This window comes from Corynebacterium sp. Z-1 (assembly GCF_031844665.1).
Classification (GTDB): domain Bacteria; phylum Actinomycetota; class Actinomycetes; order Mycobacteriales; family Mycobacteriaceae; genus Corynebacterium; species Corynebacterium sanguinis.
The window spans coordinates 2,351,085-2,375,389 of sequence record NZ_CP134621.1; the positions used below are offsets into that span (position 1 = coordinate 2,351,085).

At 62.5% G+C, this 24,305-nt stretch carries 21 protein-coding genes, 1 tRNA gene and 1 pseudogene; 12 read left to right on the forward strand and 11 right to left on the reverse strand.

Features of this window, described 5'->3' with window-relative positions; all coding sequences use genetic code 11:
* Positions 1–5: 5 nt before the first annotated feature.
* From RIU96_RS11445 to RIU96_RS11465, 5 genes are all read right to left on the reverse strand, one after another.
* A complete protein-coding gene (locus tag RIU96_RS11445) occupies positions 6–677 on the reverse strand; it encodes a DUF305 domain-containing protein (protein ID WP_144773341.1) in 672 nt (223 codons plus the stop codon).
* Positions 678–729: 52 nt separating this feature from the next.
* Entirely contained in the window at positions 730–2,949 is a 2,220-nt protein-coding gene (locus RIU96_RS11450) for a copper-translocating P-type ATPase (protein ID WP_311205000.1), read from the reverse strand.
* A gap of 50 nt (positions 2,950–2,999) precedes the next feature.
* Positions 3,000–3,332, reverse strand: coding sequence for a heavy-metal-associated domain-containing protein (locus RIU96_RS11455; RefSeq protein WP_144773337.1), 333 nt, complete (start codon positions 3,330–3,332; stop codon positions 3,000–3,002).
* 110 nt (positions 3,333–3,442) lie between these two features.
* Positions 3,443–4,591, reverse strand: a complete 1,149-nt coding sequence (locus RIU96_RS11460; protein WP_311205001.1) for a two-component system sensor histidine kinase CopS — start codon at positions 4,589–4,591, stop codon at positions 3,443–3,445.
* Positions 4,588–5,310: a two-component system response regulator CopR gene (locus RIU96_RS11465; protein ID WP_311205002.1), complete on the reverse strand. Its 723-nt coding sequence runs from the start codon at positions 5,308–5,310 to the stop codon at positions 4,588–4,590. The genes RIU96_RS11460 and RIU96_RS11465 overlap by 4 nt, the downstream gene beginning before the upstream one ends.
* A gap of 403 nt (positions 5,311–5,713) precedes the next feature.
* On the opposite strand from RIU96_RS11465, the gene RIU96_RS11470 reads away from it, so the two are divergent.
* The 5 genes from RIU96_RS11470 to RIU96_RS11490 all read left to right on the forward strand — a co-directional run bounded on the left by RIU96_RS11470 (position 5,714) and on the right by RIU96_RS11490 (position 10,842).
* Entirely contained in the window at positions 5,714–6,286 is a 573-nt protein-coding gene (locus RIU96_RS11470) for a CueP family metal-binding protein (RefSeq protein ID WP_136648814.1), read from the forward strand.
* A gap of 71 nt (positions 6,287–6,357) precedes the next feature.
* Entirely contained in the window at positions 6,358–7,890 is a 1,533-nt protein-coding gene (locus RIU96_RS11475; protein WP_311205003.1) for a multicopper oxidase family protein, read from the forward strand.
* Positions 7,891–8,039: 149 nt separating this feature from the next.
* Entirely contained in the window at positions 8,040–8,654 is a 615-nt protein-coding gene (locus RIU96_RS11480) for a TlpA family protein disulfide reductase (RefSeq protein WP_075722088.1), read from the forward strand.
* Positions 8,651–9,466, forward strand: coding sequence for a cytochrome c biogenesis CcdA family protein (locus RIU96_RS11485; RefSeq protein WP_003848401.1), 816 nt, complete (start codon positions 8,651–8,653; stop codon positions 9,464–9,466). The genes RIU96_RS11480 and RIU96_RS11485 overlap by 4 nt, the downstream gene beginning before the upstream one ends.
* A gap of 168 nt (positions 9,467–9,634) precedes the next feature.
* Positions 9,635–10,842, forward strand: a protein-coding gene (locus RIU96_RS11490) for an IS3 family transposase (protein ID WP_375543994.1) whose coding sequence is annotated in 2 segments (ribosomal slippage) — positions 9,635–9,935 and positions 9,935–10,842 — 1,209 coding nt in all. Because the reading frame shifts where the segments join, the coding sequence is not laid out codon by codon here.
* A 60-nt stretch (positions 10,843–10,902) separates the two neighbouring features.
* Here the strand turns inward: RIU96_RS11490 and RIU96_RS11495 are convergent.
* Positions 10,903–11,655: a M23 family metallopeptidase gene (locus RIU96_RS11495; RefSeq protein ID WP_075722091.1), complete on the reverse strand. Its 753-nt coding sequence runs from the start codon at positions 11,653–11,655 to the stop codon at positions 10,903–10,905.
* A 186-nt stretch (positions 11,656–11,841) separates the two neighbouring features.
* Between RIU96_RS11495 and RIU96_RS11500 the strand changes: the two are divergent.
* Positions 11,842–12,549: pseudogene (locus RIU96_RS11500) on the forward strand (IS5 family transposase); the annotation flags it as partial.
* 243 nt (positions 12,550–12,792) lie between these two features.
* Here the strand turns inward: RIU96_RS11500 and merA are convergent.
* The gene (gene merA / locus RIU96_RS11505) at positions 12,793–14,214 is read right to left on the reverse strand and encodes a mercury(II) reductase (RefSeq protein ID WP_144773853.1); all 1,422 of its coding nucleotides are present in this window, start codon (positions 14,212–14,214) and stop codon (positions 12,793–12,795) included.
* A gap of 98 nt (positions 14,215–14,312) precedes the next feature.
* Between merA and RIU96_RS11510 the strand changes: the two genes are divergently transcribed.
* Positions 14,313–14,702: a heavy metal-responsive transcriptional regulator gene (locus RIU96_RS11510; protein WP_003847964.1), complete on the forward strand. Its 390-nt coding sequence runs from the start codon at positions 14,313–14,315 to the stop codon at positions 14,700–14,702.
* A gap of 104 nt (positions 14,703–14,806) precedes the next feature.
* On the opposite strand, the gene RIU96_RS11515 is transcribed toward RIU96_RS11510, so the two are convergent.
* Positions 14,807–15,364, reverse strand: a complete 558-nt coding sequence (locus tag RIU96_RS11515) for a hypothetical protein (protein WP_258562804.1) — start codon at positions 15,362–15,364, stop codon at positions 14,807–14,809.
* Between the two features lie 946 nt (positions 15,365–16,310).
* Here RIU96_RS11515 and RIU96_RS11520 point away from each other — a divergent pair.
* The 3 genes from RIU96_RS11520 (at position 16,311) to RIU96_RS11530 (ending at position 18,367) form a co-directional block, all read left to right on the forward strand.
* Positions 16,311–16,670 (forward strand): Cd(II)/Pb(II)-sensing metalloregulatory transcriptional regulator CmtR, encoded by a 360-nt coding sequence (locus RIU96_RS11520; RefSeq protein ID WP_023024707.1) that lies wholly within the window; start codon positions 16,311–16,313, stop codon positions 16,668–16,670.
* Complete coding sequence (locus RIU96_RS11525; RefSeq protein WP_144773843.1) at positions 16,671–17,267, forward strand: cadmium resistance transporter; 597 nt, start codon at positions 16,671–16,673, stop codon at positions 17,265–17,267.
* 596 nt (positions 17,268–17,863) lie between these two features.
* A complete protein-coding gene (locus tag RIU96_RS11530; protein WP_258562594.1) occupies positions 17,864–18,367 on the forward strand; it encodes a hypothetical protein in 504 nt (167 codons plus the stop codon).
* Between the two features lie 208 nt (positions 18,368–18,575).
* Here RIU96_RS11530 and RIU96_RS11535 read toward each other — a convergent pair whose 3' ends face one another.
* Together RIU96_RS11535 and RIU96_RS11540 are read right to left on the reverse strand one after the other, a co-directional pair.
* Complete coding sequence (locus RIU96_RS11535; RefSeq protein ID WP_186366028.1) at positions 18,576–20,000, reverse strand: YPDG domain-containing protein; 1,425 nt, start codon at positions 19,998–20,000, stop codon at positions 18,576–18,578.
* A 511-nt stretch (positions 20,001–20,511) separates the two neighbouring features.
* Entirely contained in the window at positions 20,512–21,075 is a 564-nt protein-coding gene (locus tag RIU96_RS11540; protein WP_144773847.1) for a hypothetical protein, read from the reverse strand.
* A 259-nt stretch (positions 21,076–21,334) separates the two neighbouring features.
* Between RIU96_RS11540 and RIU96_RS11545 the strand changes: the two genes are divergently transcribed.
* Positions 21,335–22,807 carry a hypothetical protein gene (locus RIU96_RS11545; RefSeq protein ID WP_186366029.1) on the forward strand — a complete coding sequence of 491 codons (1,473 nt, stop codon included), beginning with the start codon at positions 21,335–21,337 and terminating at the stop codon, positions 22,805–22,807.
* On the opposite strand, the gene RIU96_RS11550 is transcribed toward RIU96_RS11545, so the two are convergent.
* Positions 22,765–23,943, reverse strand: coding sequence for a L,D-transpeptidase (locus tag RIU96_RS11550; RefSeq protein WP_311197000.1), 1,179 nt, complete (start codon positions 23,941–23,943; stop codon positions 22,765–22,767). The two genes, RIU96_RS11545 and RIU96_RS11550, sit on opposite strands and share 43 nt — an antisense overlap.
* 229 nt (positions 23,944–24,172) lie before the next feature.
* Between RIU96_RS11550 and RIU96_RS11555 the strand changes: the two genes are divergently transcribed.
* Positions 24,173–24,245: transfer RNA gene (locus tag RIU96_RS11555), tRNA-Lys, on the forward strand.
* The last annotated feature ends 60 nt before the right edge of the window (positions 24,246–24,305 follow it).

Genomic DNA, 24,305 nt, shown 5'->3' on the forward strand with positions numbered 1-24,305 from the left:
CTTGTTCAGAGCTCGTTGAGCATCTGCTCCATCTCGGCGATCTCGGCCTCCTGGTCTTCAATGACCTGCTCAGCCAGAGCGATGGCCTGCGGGTTCTGGCCATCAGTGACCTCATCGCGGGCCATATCGACCGCGCCCTCATGGTGGGCGGTCATCTGCTCAAGGTAGAGCCGGGCAGCCTCGGTGCCCTGGGCGTCCTCGAGGGCTGTCATGTCCTCCTCGCTCATCATTCCACTCATCCCGCCATGGTCCATCTCACCCATATCACCCATATCACCGGTGACCGGATCTTCTTCCCAGGTCTCGAGCATGGTATTCATCCGGTCGATCTCCGGGCCCTGGGCATCGATAACACCCTGGGCGAACTCGATGACCTCGGCCGGGATATCGTCCTTGGCCAGGAGGATTTCACTCATCTCCACGGCCTGTTGGTGATGCGGGATCATCATCTGCGCGAACATGATGTCCGCGTCATTGTGCTCGGCGGAGACCTCTCCGGCCGCCCCCGTCTCTGTCTCAGGATCCGTGGTGGCCCCGGTCGTTTCGGTGGTGTCGGGGGCGGACGTAGTGGCGATGGTCGTGGTGTCGGTGTTTTCTCCCTCAGTGTTATCTGCGCAGGCGGACAAAACCAGGGCGGAGGTCAAGGCGAGAGCGGCGATGGTGATGGTGCGCTTCATGGGGGTTCCCTTTCGGAGGCTGTATATGAGGGAGTCGATGAAGGATTGAAAGTCAGCGGACGGGGTCTGCAGAGCTCACAGCAGCCTTCTCCTCCTTCCCGTCGGTCGGAGCCAGGTGAGCCGGGTCCAGGTCAATCCGGCGTAGCAGCTGGGCGTTGAGGGCGACGATGATCGTGGACAGGGACATCAAGATCGCGCCCACGGCCGGGGACAGCACGAACCCGATCGAGGCGAGCACACCGGCGGCCAGGGGAACGGCGAGGATGTTGTAGCCAGAGGCCCAGACCAGGTTCTGGACCATCTTGCGGTAGCTGGCATGGGAGAGCTCGATCATCGACAGCACGGCCCGCGGGTCATCACTGGCTAGGACCACCCCGGCAGATTCCATCGCCACATCTGTACCCGCGCCAATCGCAATACCGACCTCGGCCCGGGCCAGGGCCGGGGCGTCATTGACACCGTCGCCGACCATGGCCACGCTCAGACCGCGCTCCTGCAGCTGGGTGACCTTGGTGTCCTTGTCCTGCGGCAGAACCTCGGCGAAGACCTCATCGATCCCCAGATCCTTGCCCACTGCCTGGGCGACCTGGGTGTCGTCACCGGTGATCATCGCCACCTTCACCCCGCGGGCCTGCAGGGCGCGCACCGCCGCGCGGGATTCGGGGCGGATCTTGTCCTCGACGGCCACGGCACCGATGATCTCACCGTCGCGGACGACGTGGAGCACTCCGGCGCCTCGCTGCGCCCAGGAACCGGTGATGTCGGTGAGCTCACCCGGGATGGTCAGACTGAATTCGCGCAACATGTTCGGCCCACCCACGAGGATTTGGGTGCCATCGACAGTGGCCCGGATCCCGCGGCCGGAGGCGGCGGTGAAACCGGTTGCACGCAGTGGGCGGCGTGAGGCCTCCGGGTGTGCGGCCGCGGCAGCCACGATCGCCCGGGCCACGGGATGCTCGCTATCGGCCTCGGCGGCGGCGGCCAGGGACAGCAGCTCGCCCTCGGTAATGCCGTCGGCAGCCATGATGTCGGTGACGGCGTGTGCGCCTTCGGTCAGGGTGCCGGTCTTATCAAACAAGACCACGTCGATGGTGCGCATGTGCTCCAAGGCCAACCGGTCCTTGATGAGCACCCCGGATTTCGCGGCCCGCTCGGTGGAGATCGCGATGACCAGGGGGATGGCCAGGCCCAGGGCGTGCGGACAGGCGATAATCAGCACGGTCACCGCGCGGACCACGGCATCATCGGGGCTGCCGATGATGGTCCAGACCACGGCGGTGATCAGGGCCGCGATCAGGGCGAACCAGAACAGGAAGGCTGCGGCTCGATCGGCCAGGGCCTGGGCCCGGGAGGAGGAGGCCTGGGCATCGGCGACCATGCGCTGGATGCCTGCCAGAGCGGTGTCCCCACCGGTGGCCTCCACCCGGACCCGGACGGTGTTGTCGGTGGCCACGGTGCCGGCCACCACGGTCTCACCGGTATCCCGGAAGACGGGGCGGGATTCACCGGTGATCATGGCCTCATCGAATTCGGCCGCTCCGTCGATGATGGTCCCGTCGGCCGGGACGCGGGCACCGGCTCGGACCAGCACGACATCGTCGACGGCCAGCTCTGAGATCGCTACGGTGCGGGTGGTCCCGTCGACGACCTTCTCGGCCTCATCGGGCAGGAGCTCTGCCAGCGCGTCAAGCGCGGAGGAGGCTCCACCAAGAGCGCGCATCTCCAGCCAGTGGCCCAGCAGCATGATGGTCACCAGCAGGGCCAGTTCCCACCAGAAATCTAGGTGGAACCCGCCCAGCCCCAGGGTGGTGACCCAGGAGGCGATAAACGCCACGGTGATCGCCATGGCGATCAGGAGCATCATGGCCGGTTGGCGGGATTTCAGCTCGGTCATTGCGCCCTTGAGGAAGGGGGTGCCGCCGTAGAGGAAGATGATCGTGCCCAGGACCGGAGGAATCCAGTAGGCTCCCGGAATCTCCGGAATATTATATCCCAGCAGGTCGGCGAACATCGGGCTGAAGAACACCACCGGAACCGACAGGATCAGCGACCACCAGAAGCGGTCCCGGAACATCGCGGCGCTGTGGCCGGCGTGTTCACCGTGACCGTGGACCTGGTGTTCTTCATCGACAGCGGAATGCGGATGATCGTGCGGCATGGCCTGGTCGTGGGTGGCGGCATCCGCATGGTGCTCGTGACCGGCATGATCCGGGTGGTGGGTGTGGTCTGTTTCCGGAGCGGGGTGATCACCGTGGTGGTGGGGAGTGCTCATGAGGTTCCTTCCGCTCAACCCGGTCGGGGTCGAGATGATGGGCGAATCGATCAGGACAAGACGGTGTAGCCGGTCTCCTCAATCGCCCGGTGGACGGTTTCCAGGGGCACGGAACCCGTGACCGTGACGATGGAGACCCCACCGGCGATGAGGTCGACCTGGACGTCGTCGACCTGGGGCAGAGCGCTCACCGCCTCGGTGACGTTGCCGGCGCAGTGTCCGCAGGTCATGCCTGTGACCTGGTAGGTGGTGGGACCTTCAGGTGTTGCGCCGGTTGCCGCGGCCACGGCCGGGGCGGAGACGGTCGCGGACGGCGTAGAGGGCGCGCAGCATCCACAACCGTCGGAGGCCAGCGGCAGCAAGGGGGAAGTCGGGGTGGTCATCGGATCGCTCCTGTGGGATCGGGGGATCAGGCGGGGTTTCCCCTCCCATCATATACCCCTATGGGGTATTGTCCAGGGGTTGATACGGATCGCTGCCGAGGTCATCAGAATTATTGTCCCCGGGAGTGGGGGTCACTGAGCATCAGGGACACGTTTTCCTGGTGCAGGGGAAGACGGATGGTGAAGACCGATCCGGCACCGGGGCCAGGAGAGGTGGCGGTGAGAGTGCCGCCGTGGGCCTCGATCAATGCCTTGGAGATGGTCAGACCGATACCGGCCCCGCCGTTGTCCCGGCTGCGGGCGGCATCCCCCCGGTAGAAGCGTTCGAAGATGTGTCCGAGCTGGCCAGGTGGGATGCCCTCGCCGTCATCGGCGACGTGGATGAGCGCGGTGGACGCCCCCTGTCGGTCGACGCTGATCCGGACCTGCCCGCCGGCCGGGGTGTGCCGTAGCGCGTTCGACAGGAGATTGCTCATCACCTGGCCGAAGCGTTGCCGGTCCACGAGCACCCGGGCGGTGTCCGTAATGGTCTCGACCTGTAAAACGACGCCTTTGTCAGCATAAGCTTCCCCCGCGGCAGCAGCGGCGGTATGGAGCAGATCCCCGAGCCCTTCCTCCGCCATGTCCAAATCGATCCGGTGTTCCTGGGCCCGGGAGACATCGTCGATGTCTTCCATCAACCGGGTCAGGCGGGTGAGTTGGTCAGCCATGATCGTGTGGGTGGCATTATTCCAGTCCACGACCCCGTCCTGGAGACCATCGAGGTAGACCGTGAGCACCGATAAGGGGGTGCCCATTTCGTGGGCCAGATCAGAGAGCATCTGGCGGCGGACCTGTTCGGTGTGTTCCAGCCGGTCGGCCATGGTGTTGAAGGAATGCGCCAGGGTGGTGACCTCGGGGCCTGCTTCTCCGACGGACACGCGGATACGATAGTTGCCGGCCGTCAGGCTGGTAGCGGCGCGGGTGAGATCCTGCAGGGGGGTGCGCAGGCGACGCGATAACCACAGGCTGGCCAGCAGGGCGCTGATCAAGGCGGTGGGCAGGGCGACGGCCAGGGTGATCAGGTTGGCGTCCCGGTAGGCCTGCTCGGCATGGAACAGCTCCAGCGAGGGGTCCTCCCGGCCGGCCATCAACATATGATCATGGAACAGGGTCGGGCCCACCATCGTGGCCACGGCCGCGGCAACCAGCAGGCTAATCACCACGACCAACACCTGGGCGGTCAGGAAGCGGAAGGTCAGGCCGGGTCCGTGATTCATGGCTGCCCCACCCGGTAGCCCACGCCACGCACGGTGTCGATAAACCCCCGGCCCCGGGTGTCGGTGCCGAGCTTGCGACGCAAGTTGCCGATGTGGACATCGACGATGCGTTCATCGCCGACCCAGGTGGTGTCCCAGACCTCGGTGACCAGGTCGTGGCGGGTCAGCACCTGGCCGGGGCGCAGGGCCAGGGCAACCAGCAGCTCGAACTCCGTGCGGGTGAGCTCCACGGTCGTCTCCCCCACCCGCACCTGATGGGCGACGGGGTCAAGGATGAGGTCACCAACGATCAAAGGGGTGGTCACCTGCGGTGGGGTGGTGCTGGTGCGCGGGCGGCGCAGCACCGCATGCACCCGGGTCACCAGTTCCCGGATGCTAAAAGGTTTGGTGATGTAGTCATCCGCCCCCAGGGTCAAACCGCTGATCTTGTCGTCCTCGCTGCCACGCGCGGTGAGCATGAGGATGTAGCAGTCCGAGAAGGTGCGGATCCGTCGGCACACCTCCAGGCCGTGGAGTTCGGGCAGCCCCAGATCCAGCACCACAACATCGGGGGAAAAGCGACGGGCCTCGTCCACGGCCTGGGTGCCGGTGTGCGCCTGGCGGGTATCGAAGCCGGCCCGGATGAGGTAGGAGGCCACCATCTGAGCCAGGGGTTGTTCATCATCGACGACCAGCACCCGCCCCGGGGGCGTGGCGGTGGTCGGTGTGCGGTCAGCCATAGACCCCAGTATCGCTCCGGCCAGGGGGAATACCACCCTCGCTCAGTGCCCGGCGGGGAAAACTTCATCGAATCTTCAAACATCACCCTTCGACCGCCGTCACCCCTGTGCCCCACCCCGGGCCGGCGACATCGCCTCCCCTGGTCGGTTCAGCAGGCGCCACCAGGGATTTCACTGCCTGCACCGCATACCCGGGGCGGGTGGAAGGACATCGCTCACGGCTGTGGGGTGGTGTCCCGGTGGTGACCCAGCCCACCGAATTCACCCCCTTTTCGCCCTGTTATAAGACTGTGAGCAGGGTTTTTGGATTCTAGTCCGTCAGGCACCCGTGCTAGATAAAGGTATGGCATCGACCTTGAGGCGGTGTCTTCTTATGGCCTTACCACGATCCAAGGAGATTGACGTGAAACGAGCAGCGATCGCAGCCGCCCTCGCCCTCGCCCTCACGGGGTGTTCGGCCGCCGACCCGGAACCCACCGCCGATGGGACGGTGTCCCAGGACACATTCCTGACTGCCCATGGCCTGGCCGCCATGGACGCGGTGGAGATCATTGATCACCTCGACCGGCAGAAGGTCACTGAGCGTCCCACGGATCTGGTCGCCTCAGTGCGTGCCGATGAACTGCTGCTCTCGAGCGATGACCAGGAAGTCGTGGTCGATCTTCCCGACAATCAGACGTATGTCTCGATCGCACCCTATCTCACCTCCACCCACGACTGCTTCTACCACAGCCTCACGACCTGCCTGGGGGAACTCGACAATGAGGATATCCAGGTCACGATTACCGATGAGGCGACCGGTGAGGTGCTGGTGGACGAGGCGACAACCACCTTCGACAACGGGTTTATTGGCTTCTGGCTTCCCGATGATGCCACCGGCCTGATTGAGGTCAGCTACCAGGGGCGTACCGGCACCACGGAGTTTTCCACCGCCGACGACGGTGCCACCTGTGTCACAGACCTGCGCCTGACGTGATGGCTCAGCAGGGTCCTCACCTGCGCCTGTCTCCCGCGTCACTGAAATCTTGCACCAAGGAAGGTTAAATCATGACGAACGCGTTTTCCCGACGACAGTTTCTGCTCGGCGGGCTCGTCCTCGCCAGCACCGGGGCCGTGGCCGCCTGCACCAGCGACCCTGGACCCGCTGCCTCGGCACCAGGTCCCTCCCTTCGCCCCACCCCCACCCCCACTGCGCTCGGTGAGCCGACGGTGCGCCGAACACTGACCGCCCGGCCCCTCTCCCTGGATATCGGCGGCATCGAAGCCAAGACGTGGGGATACGTCTCTGACACCGGGGATGCGGCCATTGAGGCCACCGCCGGCGACGTCCTCCAGGTCGATATCACCAATGAACTGCCTGAGAGCACCTCCATCCACTGGCATGGCATCGCACTCCACAACGCAGCCGACGGTGTGCCCGGCATGACCCAGGACCCCATTGAACCTGGCGAGTCTTTCTCCTATGTTTTTGAAGTCCCCCACGGTGGCACCTACTTCTACCATTCCCACACCGGCCTGCAGCTTGATCGCGGCCTCCACGCCCCACTGATCATCCGTGACCCGCAAGACGCTGAGGACCAGGACGTCGAGTGGACCATCGTGCTCGACGACTGGCTGGACGGCATCGACGGCAGCAGTCCCGAAGATCAGCTGACTATGTTGACGGGGATGGACATGGGTGGCCACGGAAACATGGATATGGGTGGCCACGGCGGGATGGATATGGGTGGCCACGGCGGGATGGATATGGGTGGTGAGGGGGGCATGATGGCCCACGGCACGCCCGATCCGGCTCTGGGCGGAGATGCCGGTGATGTCATGTATCCGCACTACCTCATCAACGGACGCATTCCCCGGGCGCACCGAACGTTTACTGCCCGACCGGGGGATAAAGCCCGCCTGAGGTTCATCAACGCGGGCGCTGACACCATCTTCAAGGTGGCTCTCGGTGGCCACCGCATGACCGTCACCCACGTCGACGGTTTCCCGGTCCTTCCCCACGACATCGAGTCGTTCTACCTCTCGATGGGTGAGCGTGTCGACGTGGAGGTGGTACTCGGTGATGGTGTCTTTCCCCTGACCGCCCTGGCCGCCGGCAAGGACGACCGGGCGTTTGCCGTCATCCGGACCGCCGCGGGCCAGACCCCCGCACCAGAGACTACCTTCCCCGAACTCACTGCCCCCGGTACCTTCTTGACGTCCTTTGAGCCGGCGGAACGAGCCCTGCTCCCGGCCGGTGACGTGGATAAGGAAACAGAGGTCAAATTAACCGGCCAGATGATGCCCTACCAGTGGGGACTGCGCATCGACGGTGCTGATTCCCCGGGCACAGTCCAAGAAGGCCAACGCCTGCGGATGCGGATGCACAACCCCACGGCCATGCCCCATCCGATGCACCTGCACGGGCATACCTGGGCTCTTCCCGGAAGTAGCGGCCTGCGCAAGGACACTGTCCTCATTCTCCCCGGCGAAACGGTGGACGCGGACTTGATCGCCGACAACCCCGGTGAGTGGGCGTTTCACTGCCACAACGCTTATCACCAGGAAACCGGGATGATGAGTTCCCTGCGGTACGCCTAACCCCACAGCAGGGTTGAGTGCCGAGGTGGGCAGAGTCGCTGCAGACCACCCACCGGGCAGCACGATGACCTTCCTCGGTGTTGTGGTCTTCCGGGACAACCAGAACACCGTCTTCTTCCCCACCGCCCCGGAATAAGGAGATCTAATCCATGCCGAGCACACCCCGCAGAGCCGCCACAGCGGTTGCCGCGGTGCTCACCGCCGTGACCCTGACGGCCTGTTCCTCAGGCGACGGCGCCCGAAACGCCGTCGCCGTCGGGGGCACCTTCCAGTTCCACTCACCAGGAGGCCAAACCGAGATTATCTACGCAGAGGAGGAACGTGCCCCGCTGCCGGACTTCTCCGGCCCGTCGCTGATGGAGGAGGGTGAGGAGATCAGCCTGTCTGATTTTGAAGGCGAGGTCGTCGTCCTCAACGCTTGGGGCCAGTGGTGTGCACCGTGTCGGGCGGAAGTCGATGACCTGCAGCTTGTCCAGGAGACTCTCGACCCCCTCGGTGGCACGGTGCTGGGCATCAACGTCCGTGACTACAACCAGACCATCGCCCAGGACTTCAAACTCGACAACGGTGTGACCTACCCGTCAATCTACGACCCGCCGTTTCGTACCGCCGCGGACCTGGGAGGGGTACCGACCTCGGTCATCCCGACCACGATCATCCTGGACAAGCAGCACCGCCCCGCAGCGGTGTTCCTCCGGGAGGTCGACGCCGAGGACGTCCTCGACGTCGCCCTCCCACTGGCTAAGGAGGCACCAGCACCATGACCGTTGATGTGATGGCACAGCTGGCGATCGGCCAGCAGTTCGCTGACGTTGCGGCCACCGGGCCGCTGCTGATCGGCATCCTCGCTGCTGCTGCCGCTGGCCTCGTCTCGTTTGCCTCCCCGTGTGTGGTCCCGCTGGTCCCTGGTTATATGTCGTATCTGGCCAGTGTGGTCGGCGGCGAGGTCAGCTATGACTCCGAACACGGCTCCGTGGTGACCAAAAAACGCCAGTGGGCCGTGGCCGGTGCCGCCGGGTTGTTCATCCTTGGCTTCACGGTCGTCTTCGTGTTGGCCACGGTCACCGTCTTCGGGGCGATCAGCATGCTCACGCTCAATGCCGAGGCCCTGATGCGCATCGGTGGGGTGACCACCATCCTCATGGGGCTGACGTTCATGGGCATGGTCCCTGCCCTGCAGCGTGATACCCGCATGGCTCCGAAGAAGTGGTCCACCTGGCTGGGAGCCCCACTGTTAGGCGGGGTCTTCGCTCTGGGATGGACCCCGTGCCTGGGGCCCACGCTCGCGGCGATCATCTCTGTCTCGGCTGGCACCGAGGGTATGACCGCCGTGCGTGGGGTCATCCTCATCCTCGGCTACTGCCTGGGCCTGGGACTGCCGTTTTTGCTCATGGCCTTCGGCTCGGCGCGCGCAATGCGCACCGTCGGCTGGCTGCGCCGCCACTCACGCAAGATCCAGATGTTCGGCGGGGTGCTCATGGTCGCCGTCGGCATTGCCCTGGCCAGCGGGGCGTGGGCGTACTTCATCAACTGGGTACGCCAGTGGACCGTCGAATATGGCGCCACCTTGATCTAACACCTGACCGGTCACCCCACCGGTCACACCGACTTAATCCCCATCCCTGCAGCCGTTACCGCCCGGTGCCGGCTGGGGTCTGGAAGAGGAACACTCAGGACCTGACCCCTGTTTGGTAGACACCCGACAACCCGGCACCCTGCCGGGGAGGAAAGGTAACCTGCCACCATGCCGATCAAGACCTACACCGAGGAGTTCCGCCGCGACGCGGTCGCCCTCTACGAGAACTCCCCCGGCGTATCGATCAACGCCCTCGCCACCGAACTCGGCGTCAACCGCAACACCCTCCAGATCTGGGTCCGCAAATACGGCACCGGAGCCCGCACCAGCAGCTCGGATTCTTCCTCCAGCTCTGACACACCGACCGTGGTGACCGAAGCGGAACGCATCCGCCAGCTGGAACGAGAAGTACGCAGACTCCGGGAGGAACGCGATATTCTGCGCAAGGCCGCGAAATATTTTGCGGAAGAGACGAACTGGTGATCCGCTTCCGGTTTGTTGATGACGCCAAAAGCAGCCATTCGGTTAAGCGGTTATGCGAGGTCCTGAAACTCAACCGGTCCTCGTATTACAAGTGGAAGAAGACCTCCACCACCAGAAAGAAGCGCCTGCTCAGCGACGCGGTACTCGGCGCCCGGGTCAAGACCGTGTTCACAAAAGAACGCGGTTGCTACGGCGCCAAACGCATCACAGCCGAACTCAACGACAACTCGACTACAGCCCCGGTCAATCACAAGAAGATCGCACGGATCATGCGCTCGCTGAAGCTGTTCGGCTACTCGAAGAAACGCAAGGTAACCACCACGGTGTCCGAGGGAAAGAAGCCGGTGTTCCCCGATCTCGTGGGAAGGAAGTTCACCGCCCCGGCACCGAACCGGGTCTACGTCGGTGACATCACCTACCTGCCGATTGCCGACGGGTCGAATATGTACCTCGCCACCGTCATCGACTGTTATTCCCGCCGGCTGGCCGGCTTCGCGATCGCCGACCACATGCGCACTTCCCTGGTTCAGGACGCCGTGGTGATGGCGAAGGGCCAGCGTGGGAGCCTGGAAAACGCTGTTTTTCACTCGGACCACGGCAGTGTGTACACCTCGCACGCGTTCCAGGAGACGTGTACGCAGCTGGGGATCCGGCAGTCGATGGGCGGGATCGGTAGCAGTGCTGACAACGCCTTGGCGGAGTCCTTCAACGCCGCATTGAAGCGTGAGGTCCTCCAGGACGCGAAGGTATTTTCCAGTCAGCTTGTCTGTCGCCGGGATGTTTTCCGCTGGTGTACCCGTTACAACACGACTCGTCGGCATTCCTGGTGCAGATATCTCGCTCCAGCGGTGTTCGAGGAGCGTTGCCCTGTTATGCTCAAGTCTGCTTCCTGATTAAATCCCCTGTGTCTACTTTCCAGGGGTCGGGCCCCGGTCCTGGTGAGTGCGGGAAGGTTAGAAGGTGACGCCGTGCTCGGCGAACCAGGGCAACGGGTCGACCGCCCCGCTGCCAGTCGGGTAAAGCTCGAAGTGCAGGTGAGAGCCGGTGGAAACCCCCTGGTTGCCCATGCCAGCGATCCTCTGACCAGCGGTGACGCGTTCCCCAACGGTCACGTCGAGAGTCTCCATATGACCGTAGACGGCAATCGAGCCATCATCGTGCTGGATGCGGATCCACTGCCCGAAACCGGAGGCCGGGCCGGAGTCGATGACAGTGCCGCCCATCGCCGCGAGGATCGGGGTGCCCACGACGTTGGCGATGTCGATACCCGCGTGGAGGGTTCCCCAGCGCACGCCGAAACCGGAGGTGAAGGTGCCTTCAGCGGGCTTGACCACCGAGGGCGCGCGGGCAGCGCGCTCGTTCTCGGCCCGCTCGGCGTTGTACTGGATGGCCTTGTCCAGCTGCTCGTCGATGTTGGCGACCGGCTTGAATTCGGAGATAGCGAGAATCTGCGGTGCGGCCTGCGTCCCACTCGAGGACAGGGCCGTGTCGTTGGTGGCCAAATCCACCTCGACGGTGGCAGCCTCCGGGGAGACCGGAGCCTCGACCTCGGCCGGGGCTTGCAAGGTGGCGGCCGTGGCGCCACCGACGCCGGCGGATGAGACCGTGCCGGCGGCTACAGCCACGAGGGCGAGACGCCCCTTGGTCTGCGAGGTGGTGATCGTGCGGTGTCTTCCTCCGGATGACCGCGAAGCCTTCAGGCGCATGACTCTTCTTCCGTCGTTGTCCGTTGTCCCGCCCTGAGCAATTCCAGCGATATGTCCGTTGGAGATCAGACCGTTACCGTTCCGTTATCTAACGGAGGTAACACTAACGCCTGAACTTCTCCGATGTCCACCTTGCGGCCCCTTTAGTGATCTTCTCCACACTGTCCCCAGCTCCCACCGGCGTGCGCTGGGGAACCCTCCACGCGGGTCTACGCCCTGTTTCGTGCCTGGCAACTATCCGGCACCTGGGCACAGATCGAAGCCGCCCTTCAGTCCCGAGCCGATGGCCAGGGACAACTCGGATGGGACATCTCCGTGGACTCGACTACCAGCCGGGCGCATATCCACGCCGCCGGAGCGCGGCGAGATTCCTCCGACCGCCTCGACGGCGAACCGGACAACCATGCCCTCGGCCGGTCTCGGGGCGGGTTCTCCACCAAGATTCATCTGGCCTGTGACCAGCATCTACAGGCGGTGTCGTTCACGCTGACCGCCGGGCAGGCCGGTGACAGTCCGCAGCTGACCGAAGTCCTGGACCGGATTCGGGTGGCCCGCCCCGGGCCCGGTCGGCCCCGCAGTCTGCCGGATCGGGTGCTGGCGGACAAGGCCTACTCCTCACAGGCGAACCGGTCGTACCTGCGGTGCCGGAAGATCACCACCACGATCCCGGTCAAAAAGGACCAGGCCGACAACCGTCAGGCCAAAGGGTCTGCCGGTGGGCGGCCACCGGCCTTCGACTCTGAGGCGTATAAGGGTCGCAACGTCGTCGAACGCTGCTTCAACGCGCTCAAACACAACCGCGGGGTGGCCACCCGATACGACAAACTCGCCGTCCGGTTCGAGGCAGTCATCCGGGTCGCGAACATTGACCGCTGGCTCAAACGACTTTCATAACAGGTCCTAGTGCCCATGAGGACTGACCGGATGGTGTTCAGAAGTCGTCGTCACACCCCTGGTCACCAGGGCCGATCTGTGCCAACACCTTCTGACACTGACACCTGCCGGGCACCCGTCCCCCTGGGGTGTGCCCTATCGAATCATCTTTATCTCAAAACCGACAGGAGCCACCAAGGGGGAGGGGTGCTCATCGTCTGCACCTCTTCAGGATGAGATCTCCCCGATTGCCTGCGTTGCCGTTCATGCGCAGCACGACAGCAGCGACGGGTCGGTGGTGAAGGCCTTCGCGGCGATCCGGATGCCCTCGGCCATGGTTAGGTAGGGGGCCCAGGCGTCGGCGACCTCGGCGACGGTCCTGCCGAGCACGTGGACGCCTGCGGCGGCGAGCTCCCCGGCGTCCTTGGCGACGGCGGTCAGGCCGAGGATCTCGTTCGTCTCGGCGTTCACGACGATCTTGATGAACCCGCGGGTGTCGCGGTTCACCAAGGCGCGGGGCACGTGGTGCAGGGGCAGGACGCGGCAGTCGCAGCGGATCCCCGCGGCGAGGACGTCCTTCTCGGTCATCCCGACCGCGCCGATCGCGGGCCCGGTGAACGTCACCCGCGGCAGGCGGGCGTAGTCGACGGACCGGTCGGCGTCGGCGAACGCGTTCTCGGCGACGAGGGTGCCGTGGTGGGCGGCGACGTAGACGAACTCGGGGTGCCCGGTCACGTCGCCCGCGGCCCAGATCCGCGGGTTCGAGGACTGCAGCCGGTCGGAGACGACCACCTCGCCGGAGTCTCCGGTCTTCACCCCGACCGCATCGAGGTTCAGGCCATCGGTGACGGGACGGCGTCCGAGGGCGACCAGGACCTGGTCGGCGCGGAACTCCTGCGAGCCGCCGGACACGGCGGCGGTCACGACGGCCTCGCCTCCCGTGCCGCGAGAGACCCGGGTGGGCACTGCGCGGCTGACGACGCGGATGCCCTCGTCGGCGAACACCTCCTGGAGCGCCTTCGACACCTCCGGCTCCTCCTTCGAGGCGAGCCGGGACCGCACGAGCAGCGTGACCTGCGAGCCGAGGCGGGCGAACAGCTGCGCCTGCTCCAGGGCGACGTAGCCGCCGCCGAGCACCAGCAGCGACTCGGGGACCTCCGTCAGCTCCATCGCCGTGGTCGAGGTCAGGTATCCGGTCTCCTCCAGGCCGTCGATCGGCGGTGCCCACGGGCGAGAACCAGTCGCGACCAGGTAGTGGTGGGCCTCGATGGTCTCGACGCTTCTGTCGGCTCCGGCAACATCGAGAACCGGCGCATCAGGGGTGCCCACGAACGAGGCGTCGCCGCGGAGGACCTGCCAGCCGTAGGAGTCGGCGACGTCGGCGTACTTCTCGCCGCGCAGCGACTCCACCAACGCTTGCTTCCCAGCGATCAGCGCGGGCATGTCGACGGGATCCGCCGTCGACGCGATCCCGGGGAACCGGGTTGCGGCGTCGACGGCGACGTGCCGCGCGCCGGCCGCGGCGATGAGCGCCTTCGACGGGACGCAGCCCGTGTTCACGCAGGTGCCGCCGAGCGTCCCGCGCTCGATCATCACCACCGACTTTCCGAGCGTGCTGGCGCGGATCGCAGCGGCGAACGCGCCGCCTCCCGATCCGATGATGGCGAGATCGTACTTCGTAGGCATCGCTGCTCCTGTCAACTCTTGGCTTTCTGCTCTGTCTCAGCCATACTGGACCTTCCAGTGCAGGGGAAGGTCAAGCGCGGCCACGGAGGGAGACAGCAATGCGGATCGGAGAACTCGCCGAGAGGGCGGGCACTACCGCGAAGACCCTTCGCTTCTACGAGGAACAGGGCCTTCTGCCCCCGACCGAGCGCACGCCGTCCGGATACCGCGACTACGCGCCCGAGACGGTCGCTCGGATCGACTTCGTCCACCGCGGCCAGGCCGCGGGCCTCACCCTCGCCCAGATCCGCCAGATCCTCGACATCCGCGACGGCGGCCAGGCGCCCTGCGAGCACGTGCGCGACCTGCTTGACGTGCGCCTCGCTGAGATCGAGCAGCAGATCGCGCAGCTCTCCGTGCTGCGCGACACTATCGCGGACCTCAGACAGGACGCCGCACACCCGGACCCTGAAACGTGCAGCACCGATCAAGTGTGTAGGTACTTGTAATCCAATTGGGCACACCTCCTTAGCAACCACGCTATGCGAGAGTTGCAGCTCGACGAGAGCCAGGATGACAGGATTAACCGCCAGGAGCTATCTATAAATAGGGACTATTTCTTACCTGGAAGTAACATTTTGGCGGTTGAGGATAATACCTTTGGTGCATTTTGAGCCAAAAGCTTCTTGGCCTCTGGACTGACAGTTGCCACCACAGCACTCGCAACCAAAACTGAGCCTATAAGAATTGTTTCTTTACTTACCTGCAGTGATTGCAGATTAAATCTTTTGTTGTTGACGTCATGCTCCATGAGCTTGTCGTCAAGGCGTTCTAACCGATCGAGGGCATCTCGGCGACTTTCTTCTGATGAATTAGGGTCGTCAATGACTTGCGTAAGTATGCTTTTCGTCTTATCAAAACTGTCATAAAGCCTATCTGAGCTGTATTTATTGCTAGATAGGGCCTGTTGGAAAGAATCGGCCATTGCTTGAGACACTTTCGCCATAGTGTCTGGCGCAGCAGCAAAGAGGGTAGGTAGGACAATTTCGCCTACCTGGCCGTTTTGAATCAACTTGACTAGTTCAAGGACTTTTTCGCTGCTTATATTTCGGAGATCCTCGATGCTAAGGGCACGCTTTAAATCGTCGATAGAATCAATGTGTTCAGCCATAACTCCGCCTTTTATTTGCTGTTGACATCTACCTTAATGGGGCGAACGGACAAAGCTAAACGTAAAAATCGAAGTATTCCACTTTATGAGAAGACAAAGTGTTCTGATTCGTTTGACAGAGATAGGCTCTGGAGCCTTGCAGTCAGTCACTGATTGCACTACATCCGAGCTTTTAGAAAGCCTCGCGGGCGACAATACGAAGATGCTGACGACATTATGAACGCTGGGGTTTGAATAAGTTCTGGAATAGAGAAGAACGCATAGCCCCAAATAATAAGTAGCCTTGCGCTACAAGCTTTTCTTCAAAGAGGTTATTAATCACTGCCTAACGGCAGGGGAACCGTATATTGCTTACGGCTTGATACATTTATTTCTGCGATGCCCGTCGTCCCCGCGGAAGAGTGATTCCAGCTTCTTTTAATGCTCTAGAGACAGTAGGGCGGGACACATTAAACTCTTTCATTGCTTCTGCTGAACTTGGCCAAGTTCCTGTATCTATGAATGTGCTCTCGAAGTAGTTAGCGATGTCTCGTTTGCTAACTCTTCCTTTGGCTGCGCGTCGTGAATTCGCAGATTGGAGATTCTGCCTTGCTGTCTGAGCGTATTCTCCGTCTCCATCGGTTTTCCAGCGTTGTGCAGCTTTCTGGCCACCTTTGCGTCCCATGGTGGCTAGTGCTTTGCGCTCACTGCTTGTGGCGCGTCCGGGAGCGCTGGAACCGAGGCTTGTGTTGGTTTTGGATTGGGTGACATAGCCGCGTACGCGTCGTGCCATGGTCTGGCGGTCCCGCATGGGTGGCATCTCGCTATCTCTGCCTGCCGCACCGTATTGTTGTGCAACGATTTCGACACAGACAGTACCGAAGGGCGCTGGTGTCCCACACATCACCGTCGAGCCGACGCTCGACCCTCGTTGCAACAGTTCAGCAGCCGCTGTATAGTTCAGCGCATGCTGACTATTGCTTCGCGCTTGGACGTGATGAACCGATTGGGTCGAGCGATGGCCGATCCCACCCGATCCCGTATTCTCCTGACCCTGCTGGGCGGCCCAGCCTACCCGGCCGCCCTCGCCCGGGAGCTGGAACTGACGCGGTCAAATGTGTCGAACCACCTCACTTGCCTACGGGACTGCGGAATTGTGGTCGCCGAACCGCAGGGGCGGAAGACCCGCTACGAGATCGTCGACGCCCATCTTGTCCAGGCGTTGAACTCACTGCTGGATACCACTCTGGCTGCCGACGAGAATGCCCCGTGTATTGACTCGGCATGTGACGTGCCCGGGTGCGCCACCGGAGAGGGGAACAGGTAAGTGGTAACTGGTCTCCTGGGGGCGGTTGGTCTGTTTATCGCCACCAATATCGACGACATCATCGTGCTCTCGCTGTTCTTCGCCCGTGGGGCCGGCCAAGCAGGGACCACACTTCGGATCCTGGCCGGGCAGTACCTTGGTTTCGCGGGCATCCTCGCAGCCACGATTCTGGTCACCCTAGGGGCGGATGCTTTCCTGCCCACCGAGGCGATCCCCTACTTCGGGCTGATCCCCCTGACCCTGGGGCTGTGGGCGGCCTGGCAAGCCTGGCGGGGAGACGATGACGACGACGATGACGCGAAAGTCAGCGGAAAGAACGTAAGCGTCTTGACCGTCGCCGGGGTGACCTTTGCCAACGGTGGCGACAATATCGGCGTCTATGTCCCGTTTTTTCTCAACGTGGATACCGCCACCGTTATCATCTACTGCGTTGTCTTTCTGATTCTGGTGGCGGGCCTGGTCCTGTTGGCGAAGTTCGTGGCCACCCGTCCGCCTATCGCGGAGATTCTCGAACGCTGGGAGCATGTGTTGTTCCCTATCGTCTTGATCGGCCTGGGTATCTTCATCCTCGTCAGCGGCGGCGCCTTCGGCCTTTAATAAACTCATCCCCCGTGCTCCTAGGGCCTCTCTAGGTTTCCTTACCGGCATCAACTGAACCGCCCATGAAGTTGTGAAAAGCCGCTGCCGCAGGGACTCGACCACGTTAGCGCGACAGAAATTCTAAAACTGCCCTATTGGGGTGTACCCTAAAAAGCTCCGCAACCTTCGAATTATTTCATTGTCCGGACTTTAGCTGCCCGTGAATCCCGAAATTCCGCACAGCAATTTATGCCTTTGATGTACCTGCCTACAGTCCGGCGAAGGTGGGGGCACCCGACCGCACCATTAGAGAGACCCATCAATCACTGTTTGTGCTAATTTCATCCTATGAATAGGATAAATCTGGGGCGATTTAGGGCGCCCTCCAGGGAGCCGTCAGTTTCTGTCGCGGATGTTCAACGAGTGCGCCGCCAGCGACGCCTAGCTCAAACGGAGCAGGAGTACAGCACGGTACGGTCGCACATGCGTGACCTTGCCAGTGATCTGAAATCGAAGCCTACGATAGACGCGAAGCTTATAAAGATTTATGGAATCGTCGTTATCGTTTTCGGCCTCATCATTGGCGGATTTCTCTTTTATGCCACTTTTCTTATATGGCCATCCTTCGTGGAAAACCTGAAGGAATCATGGTGAGTAAAAATACTTCAGAAGAGAAGAGTGGCGAGCTAAGTTCGCGTGGCGCCCTCTTTTTGTTTATTGGCTCGCTGGTACTCCTGTTTGGTTTAGAGCTCTATGGGGTTTACTTACTAATCCTGGCCTTTGTGGTGACGTTTGGCTCCCTCATCACCGGAATCTTCCTAATACTTCGTTCCTACTCCTCCGGCGATCAAGAGACTCAAGCCGTAACCATGGAGATTGAAGCGATGGCAAACGACGCCTCCTTCGATATCAGCGAACAGATCATTTTCTGGGACAAGATCAAGTACACCAAGGGCGTTGGAACCCAGCTAGAGGGGCGCGACGAGGAGATCTCGGACATTCATCGTCGGCTCGTGAATGTGCGGGAAGAAATCGCTGCCGCCGAAACCCCCCAGCATCGCCTTGAAGCGGTCCTAACGGCAGATTCGGTGCTAGCGACTGCTCGTCTACTTCACTAAAAACCCTGTTTGACGACACCGTAGCTAGATAAAGCAGACTGTGATCCCGCTCGAATCAGCAAAGCACCAACGTCCCAGTGGGCCATACCCATGCAGGACCAATAGAAAAGACCGACCCTTCACACGAAATCGCGTAAAGGGCCAGCCAGAATCTCTGCGGATGTCGTCCTATACCAGCTAACGAAGTACTCCCACCGCAGTAGGGAAGTTAGCTAGATCCGAAGGAGCTGCCACCAGCCTCCAGACGATTAGGGACAACCGGCTGATCGCCCTCGTCATCCTCCTTGCCCTTGGGTGCCTCGTCATCCTCCTTGTCCTCGGGTGCTGGGGTGGCGGTGACCTTGGCGGTGGCCGGTTCGGTGGTGCCATCCGGGTAGGTGACCGTCAGAACAATCTCGACGGTGCCATCAGCATCGTTGGGGGCGGTAGCCGTCAGCCCCCCGTCGGCGGTGACCTTGAAGGTCCAACCCGCAGCGTTCAGGGCGATGTTATCGCCCAGGGTGATCCGGGTGCCGGCCGGCAGGTCCGTCTCGGTGGGCGATGCGGTGACCGATTCTCCACCGGTGACATCCACACCACCGTAGGTGACCTCATGAAGTTCGACTAGAGCTATCGGGACCACCGTGATGGTGATCGAGGTGGGTTCGGTGGTGCCATCCGGGTAAGTCACTGTCAGGGGCAGTTGTGCCCCGGTGGTGGCGGTGCGGGGTGCAGTGATGAAGAATCCAATACCGGTATCGCCCTCGATGGTCCAGCCATCTTCCTGGAGAGATTCGAGTTCTTGACTAGGGACCAGGGTGACGGTGGTATCGACAGGATGCTCGATGTTGTTCGGCTGGGCATAGAAAGTAGCTCCAGCGTCGATAGTGACGGTATCAAAAGCGATATCGTAGGCATCGGCGTGAGGTTTGAATGCCCACGCCTTAGCCCACGTAGTGTCCTGCGAGCCATCCGGATAAGTTACAGAAAGTGGGATTTCGACAGAACCTTCTACTCCCTCAGGAGCTGCAACGGTCAATTCGCCAGAAGCTGAATCGACTTCGATGACCCAACCCTCCGCGCGGCGGTCGTGCACTTCTTGATAACCCGTCATCGCAAACCTAGTTCCGGTGGGGACAGGATATCCTCGATGGTTCGTCGAGGGGTTTGCAGAAGCTACGGTCCCTGCCCTGACCTCAAGGCTGGGGTAATGGATGTCATACACATGAGTATCTTCGGGCGTCACAGACACGTTACTGACGAAAATCTCCGAGGAACCATCGGGGTAATATGCAGCGACACGAACGGGCACAGTGCTCACGCCTGGATTGGGAGTGTGCAGGCTATTAAACCACACATGTAACTCACCGTCGCTCGACCGCATGGCAACCATGACGGCACCGTGCGAGATGAAGTCCAGGCTTCCCGAATCAACCAAGGAGAATTTGGTCCCGGAGGGAAGTGCCCCATCAGATCGCACAGGAAAAAAGTGTGACGGGACAGCCCTATAAGTCTCCTGGTCATACCCCGGCTGATACCGCTCAGCCATCGTCTGCTCAGAGGCGATCACTGCGGGCGCAATTACTGCAGTGGTCGCCGCACCGCCACTTACGACGACTGCTGTCAGCAGTGACAGCATTTTCTTGGAAATCATGAGTGAAAAGCTCCTGGTAAAAGGGTCTTGGAAAGTTGCTGTAAAGAACCTGGCAACAGTATGAACACTATCCTTCCGCACTAAGACGGGAATCACTTACCCTGGCAAATACTCGATTTTCCTCCCCGGGATCCCGGACCTGTCAAGGAGCAAGAGGGGCAATCTCACTCAGCCGCTTCTTTAAGGCATGCCCCAAAAAGGTCGACTGGGGAAGGTGGGACAAATTTGGACCCGTAGCAATGTCTTCCGTCTCTAGCCATTTGAGGTGGATTGTAGAATCTCCTTGACGCCTTTCATTCCCTAGTAATAGGCCCTACCCCGAGTGGAGTTATTTTTGGTTGACACAGACCCAACTTGCGAAGGTGATGACGTTGACCTTTCCGGTTCCTACATTGCGGAGACCTGGAAGATGGGGTCGCTGAGTGACTACTTAATCCACGATAACGCCCGTTTGGAAAAGTTGGTACGGGAATCACTAGGTCAGGCGTTCGATACAAGTGCATGGTCGGGCTTAACGAAGGCCCCGGCGTTCGACGTGACCAGCCTGATGGGCATGAAGACCCCGGCACTCGACGTGACCAGCCTGATGGGCATGAAAACAGAGGGAATTGGGCGGCGGTATGAGCGGCAAACGGAACAAACTCATGTCCCTGGGTGCCGCCGCGAGGACGAGCGGGACCCCGAGAATCACCCAGAGGTCCAGTATTGGCATGGCCCGAAAGACGTCCTGGGTTTCACTGCCCACAGCACGCGCGAAGACGGCCACGTGGGCACCGACCACGACAGCGGCGCCGCCCGCAACCAGCGCCCGATAAGCCACGCGGGTAGCAGCGAGCAGCACGGCGATCACAACACCAACGATCACCAGCGCGATGAGCAGCGGGTGCTGCGCCAAAGGCCCGAGGATGAGCAGGCCGAGGCAGAAACCACCGGCAAGGCCCGCTGTTGCGGGGAGCCACGGGCGCGAGGGGGCGGCGTCGATACGCGAGCCCAAGAACCAAAGGGCGCCGAAGATAAGCGCTGACGGCAGCCACGACAGAGCGGCCAGCAGCACGACGTTACCCACCCAGACCATGTCCGCTCCTTTTCCCCTGCGCTTAGAGGGGTTGCTTTTGCCTGCAAGGCTAGGGCGCAAAGGTGCCCTCCGCCGCGCGCGGGAAGAAACTCGGTACTTTCGTAGATTCTCCAGCGGCACACAGAACGCTTTGCGCTGTTCACGCCCACCTACCTCACTTGCTGGCAAGTGCCGCTCGGCCCGAATCCTGAGTCGATGCACACACTCGCGCTAAATATAAAGGCATGCGCGAGCCAGCCTGCTTGTTAGCATCCACACCATGCACAAACACCTTTTGCGCGCCACTGCCAGCCTGTGCGCTGCCGCCGCCCTGAGCCTCGCCACGCTGGCTCCCGCCCACGCCGCCGCCCCGACCGGCACGCGCCTGATGCACCGCGACATCTCCTCCACCGACTCGGTGCCGTGGGCCGGGCCGCGCGACCCTCGCCTGTCGGCGTGGTCCGTGCCGGGGGCGTCATGCTCGACGCTGTTCCAGGGCTCTGACGGCATGGTCGTCGGCTTGTGCACCAAGTACGTCGGTGTCCAAAACGGGCTCAACGTCATCGTCCCCTCGGTCGCGCTGTTCGACCCCCACTCCGCCCAACTGCTCGCCTCCCACGAGCTGCACAAAGACGGCCTCCTCGGGGGCGTCTACGGCTACCTCGACGAGGCTGACCGCGTCGTCATCGCCGAGGGTCACGACATCGTGCGCATCGGCTACAACCACACCGATCGTGGCTGGGCGCTGACGGAAGATTCGCGCACCTCCCTGCCCGACTTGGGCACGGACGCCGCACTGGCCGGGGTGACCCCCGACGGGCAGGGCCGCGTGTGGTTTGCCACGAAAGACTCCGTCGTGGGTGTCGTCGAGCTTGACGGTGGCGTGAAAGTGGCGTCGTTAAGCGGGCAAGGCGAAGCCCGCGAGCTCATCGCCAACGGGCTGACCGGCCGGCCGAACGGGGCGAGCGTGCTCACCGACCACGCGCTCTACGAGGTCAGCCTCGGCGCCGACGGCGAAATCACCACCGCGTGGCGGCACCCCTACGACCGGGGCTCGGGCCGCAAACCCGGCCAGCTGTCCTGGGGCTCGGGAACCACGCCGACGGTGTTTGGCGATCACGGCGAGTGGATCGCCATCGTCGATAACGCGGACAACTCCCCCAACCTGCTCGTCCTCGACGCCGCGACCGGCGAGAACGTGTGTACGTTGCCCGCGTTCGCCACCAGCGGCCCCGGCACCGAAAACAGCATCATGGCGCGCGGCACCACCCTGTGGATCCCCTCGACCTACGGCTTTGACTACCCGCCCTTCGCCGTCGACGGGCCGAGCGTGCCTAACGACGCCCCTTACACCGGCGGCCTGACCAAGGTCGACGTCGTCGCCAACCCGGCAGACGGATTCGACTGTGTCCGCGCCTGGGAAACCAACGCGCGCATCGCCACGCTTCCCGTGCTCACCACCGCCGACTCCACCATCTGGGCGCTGACCACAGCGCGTGCCGACGGTAGCGCGGAGCACGAGGTCAGCGTGCTGGGCATCGACGCCGACACCGGCGCCGAAACGCACCGCGTCCCCATCGGGGTGCAGCCCTTCGACGCGCCGCTGCAACTCACCGGCATGGTCACCCCGCAGGGCGAGCTGTGGCAGGCCACCGCCACGCGACTTTTGCGCATCGGCGCGGATACAAGCGCGGGCGACGCTGCGAGCTCCTACCCGTCGGGATTAAGCTCGTCCCAGCTCAAGTTCCAGTAGCCGAGTCCGTCCCAGCCAGCCAGCGTGTCCCCGCCGGTGTTAACCACCTTGACGGGGTCGCCTCGCTTGACGGTGGCCTGGTACCACTGCGCGTCCTCCGGGCTGGCGTTGATGCAGCCGTGGGACTGGTTGTACGAGCCGAGCGCACCGAGGGCCCAGGGCGCGGAGTGCACGTAGATCCCGGAATACGACAACTGGGTCGCGTACTTGACCGGGGTCTTGTACCCGCCGGCGTCAAGGCTTAAGCCGTAGGTGGTGGAATCCATCACCATGGATTCGTTCTTGTCGCCGACGACGTACGTGCCGTTGGGGGTCTCCCAGCGGCCCGGGCGGCCCAGCGAGACCGGGAAGGAACGCACGACCTCGCCGTTGCGCGTCACGGTCAGGGTCTTGGTGGCGTTATCTACCGTGGTCAGCACCTCGTCGCCGACGGTAAACGACATCTCCGACTTATCGGCGCCGTACACCCCGCCGCCGAGGTCGACACCGTAGATGTCCGCCGTGACGGTGACCTGCGTGCCCGGCTCCCAGAAGTCCTTCGGGCGCCAGATGGCCACGTTGTCGCTCTGCCAGTAGAACCCACCCTCGGTGTCGTTGGAGGTGGTGACCTTGATCGCCTCTTGGGCCTTCTCCTTGTCCCCCGGGGCGTAGCTGAAGTGAATCGGGATGGCCTGGCCCACGCCCACCTCCGCACCCTCCTGCAGCGCGAAGTACACCGACGACTGGGCGGCAGGCGCGACGGTGGTGAACGTGCGCTCGAAGCTTGTCCCGTCGCGGTCGGTGCCCTTGAGTGTGTAGGTGCGCCCGTAGCCCAGCGGCTCCGCGGTGGACCACTGCGTCATGTCGGAGTTGAACTCGTACTTGACCACCTTGCCCGACTCGTTAGTCATCTGCGCGGAGCGGATGCCCGCCTCCGCCTCCACGGTCACCGGCTCAACCGGCGAAACCTTCGTCGCACCGTCCCCAACGGACACCACGGGCGGCGCAAACGATTCCGTGGTCTCCGTGGCTGTCTGCTCGCTGGAATCACTGGCGGATTCCACCTCGCCGATGGTGCAGGCGCTCACGGTCACACCCAGGGCAAGGGCCAATCCGATAGCGGTGGTGCTTTTCAGGGCTCGTGGCAAAGTCTTCAATGCTCGTTCCTACTTTCCCGCCCGACTCACGTCATGCACGTCGTGATGCGTCAATCTTTTCGCCCCTTAGCCTATCCCCATTAGGCACCGGGGCGAAACCAAACACACCCGGCAGGCCAAACCGCGCCTGACCTGCCGATTTCACCCCATATAACCCTAGATGCTATATTTTTCTTCGTTGCAATAACGGCAGCCGCGCTAAGAACCAGGTTCTTCGCAGGCCAAGTTTGCGCCATTAGCTCAATTGGTAGAGCAACTGACTCTTAATCAGTGGGTTCGGGGTTCGATTCCCTGATGGCGCACAACATCACCCCCGCCGGGAGGAAATCCGCGCGGGGGTTTTCCGCACGCGGTGTATCGTT

What these genes read in the sequence shown, in the direction of transcription:
- RIU96_RS11495 (WP_075722091.1), bottom strand. Translation starts at nt 11,655, where the DNA reads ATGCGCCTGAAGGCTTCGCGGTCATCCGGAGGAAGACACCGCACGATC.
- RIU96_RS11540 (WP_144773847.1), bottom strand. Translation starts at nt 21,075, where the DNA reads ATGGTCTGGGTGGGTAACGTCGTGCTGCTGGCCGCTCTGTCGTGGCTG.
- RIU96_RS11445 (WP_144773341.1), bottom strand. Translation starts at nt 677, where the DNA reads ATGAAGCGCACCATCACCATCGCCGCTCTCGCCTTGACCTCCGCCCTG.
- RIU96_RS11545 (WP_186366029.1), top strand. Translation starts at nt 21,335, where the DNA reads ATGCACAAACACCTTTTGCGCGCCACTGCCAGCCTGTGCGCTGCCGCC.
- RIU96_RS11480 (WP_075722088.1), top strand. Translation starts at nt 8,040, where the DNA reads ATGCCGAGCACACCCCGCAGAGCCGCCACAGCGGTTGCCGCGGTGCTC.
- RIU96_RS11450 (WP_311205000.1), bottom strand. Translation starts at nt 2,949, where the DNA reads ATGAGCACTCCCCACCACCACGGTGATCACCCCGCTCCGGAAACAGAC.
- RIU96_RS11515 (WP_258562804.1), bottom strand. Translation starts at nt 15,364, where the DNA reads ATGGCTGAACACATTGATTCTATCGACGATTTAAAGCGTGCCCTTAGC.
- merA (WP_144773853.1), bottom strand. Translation starts at nt 14,214, where the DNA reads ATGCCTACGAAGTACGATCTCGCCATCATCGGATCGGGAGGCGGCGCG.
- RIU96_RS11475 (WP_311205003.1), top strand. Translation starts at nt 6,358, where the DNA reads ATGACGAACGCGTTTTCCCGACGACAGTTTCTGCTCGGCGGGCTCGTC.
- RIU96_RS11465 (WP_311205002.1), bottom strand. Translation starts at nt 5,310, where the DNA reads ATGGCTGACCGCACACCGACCACCGCCACGCCCCCGGGGCGGGTGCTG.
- RIU96_RS11530 (WP_258562594.1), top strand. Translation starts at nt 17,864, where the DNA reads ATGGCCATCCTTCGTGGAAAACCTGAAGGAATCATGGTGAGTAAAAAT.
- RIU96_RS11485 (WP_003848401.1), top strand. Translation starts at nt 8,651, where the DNA reads ATGACCGTTGATGTGATGGCACAGCTGGCGATCGGCCAGCAGTTCGCT.
- RIU96_RS11510 (WP_003847964.1), top strand. Translation starts at nt 14,313, where the DNA reads ATGCGGATCGGAGAACTCGCCGAGAGGGCGGGCACTACCGCGAAGACC.
- RIU96_RS11520 (WP_023024707.1), top strand. Translation starts at nt 16,311, where the DNA reads ATGCTGACTATTGCTTCGCGCTTGGACGTGATGAACCGATTGGGTCGA.
- RIU96_RS11460 (WP_311205001.1), bottom strand. Translation starts at nt 4,591, where the DNA reads ATGAATCACGGACCCGGCCTGACCTTCCGCTTCCTGACCGCCCAGGTG.
- RIU96_RS11455 (WP_144773337.1), bottom strand. Translation starts at nt 3,332, where the DNA reads ATGACCACCCCGACTTCCCCCTTGCTGCCGCTGGCCTCCGACGGTTGT.
- RIU96_RS11535 (WP_186366028.1), bottom strand. Translation starts at nt 20,000, where the DNA reads ATGATTTCCAAGAAAATGCTGTCACTGCTGACAGCAGTCGTCGTAAGT.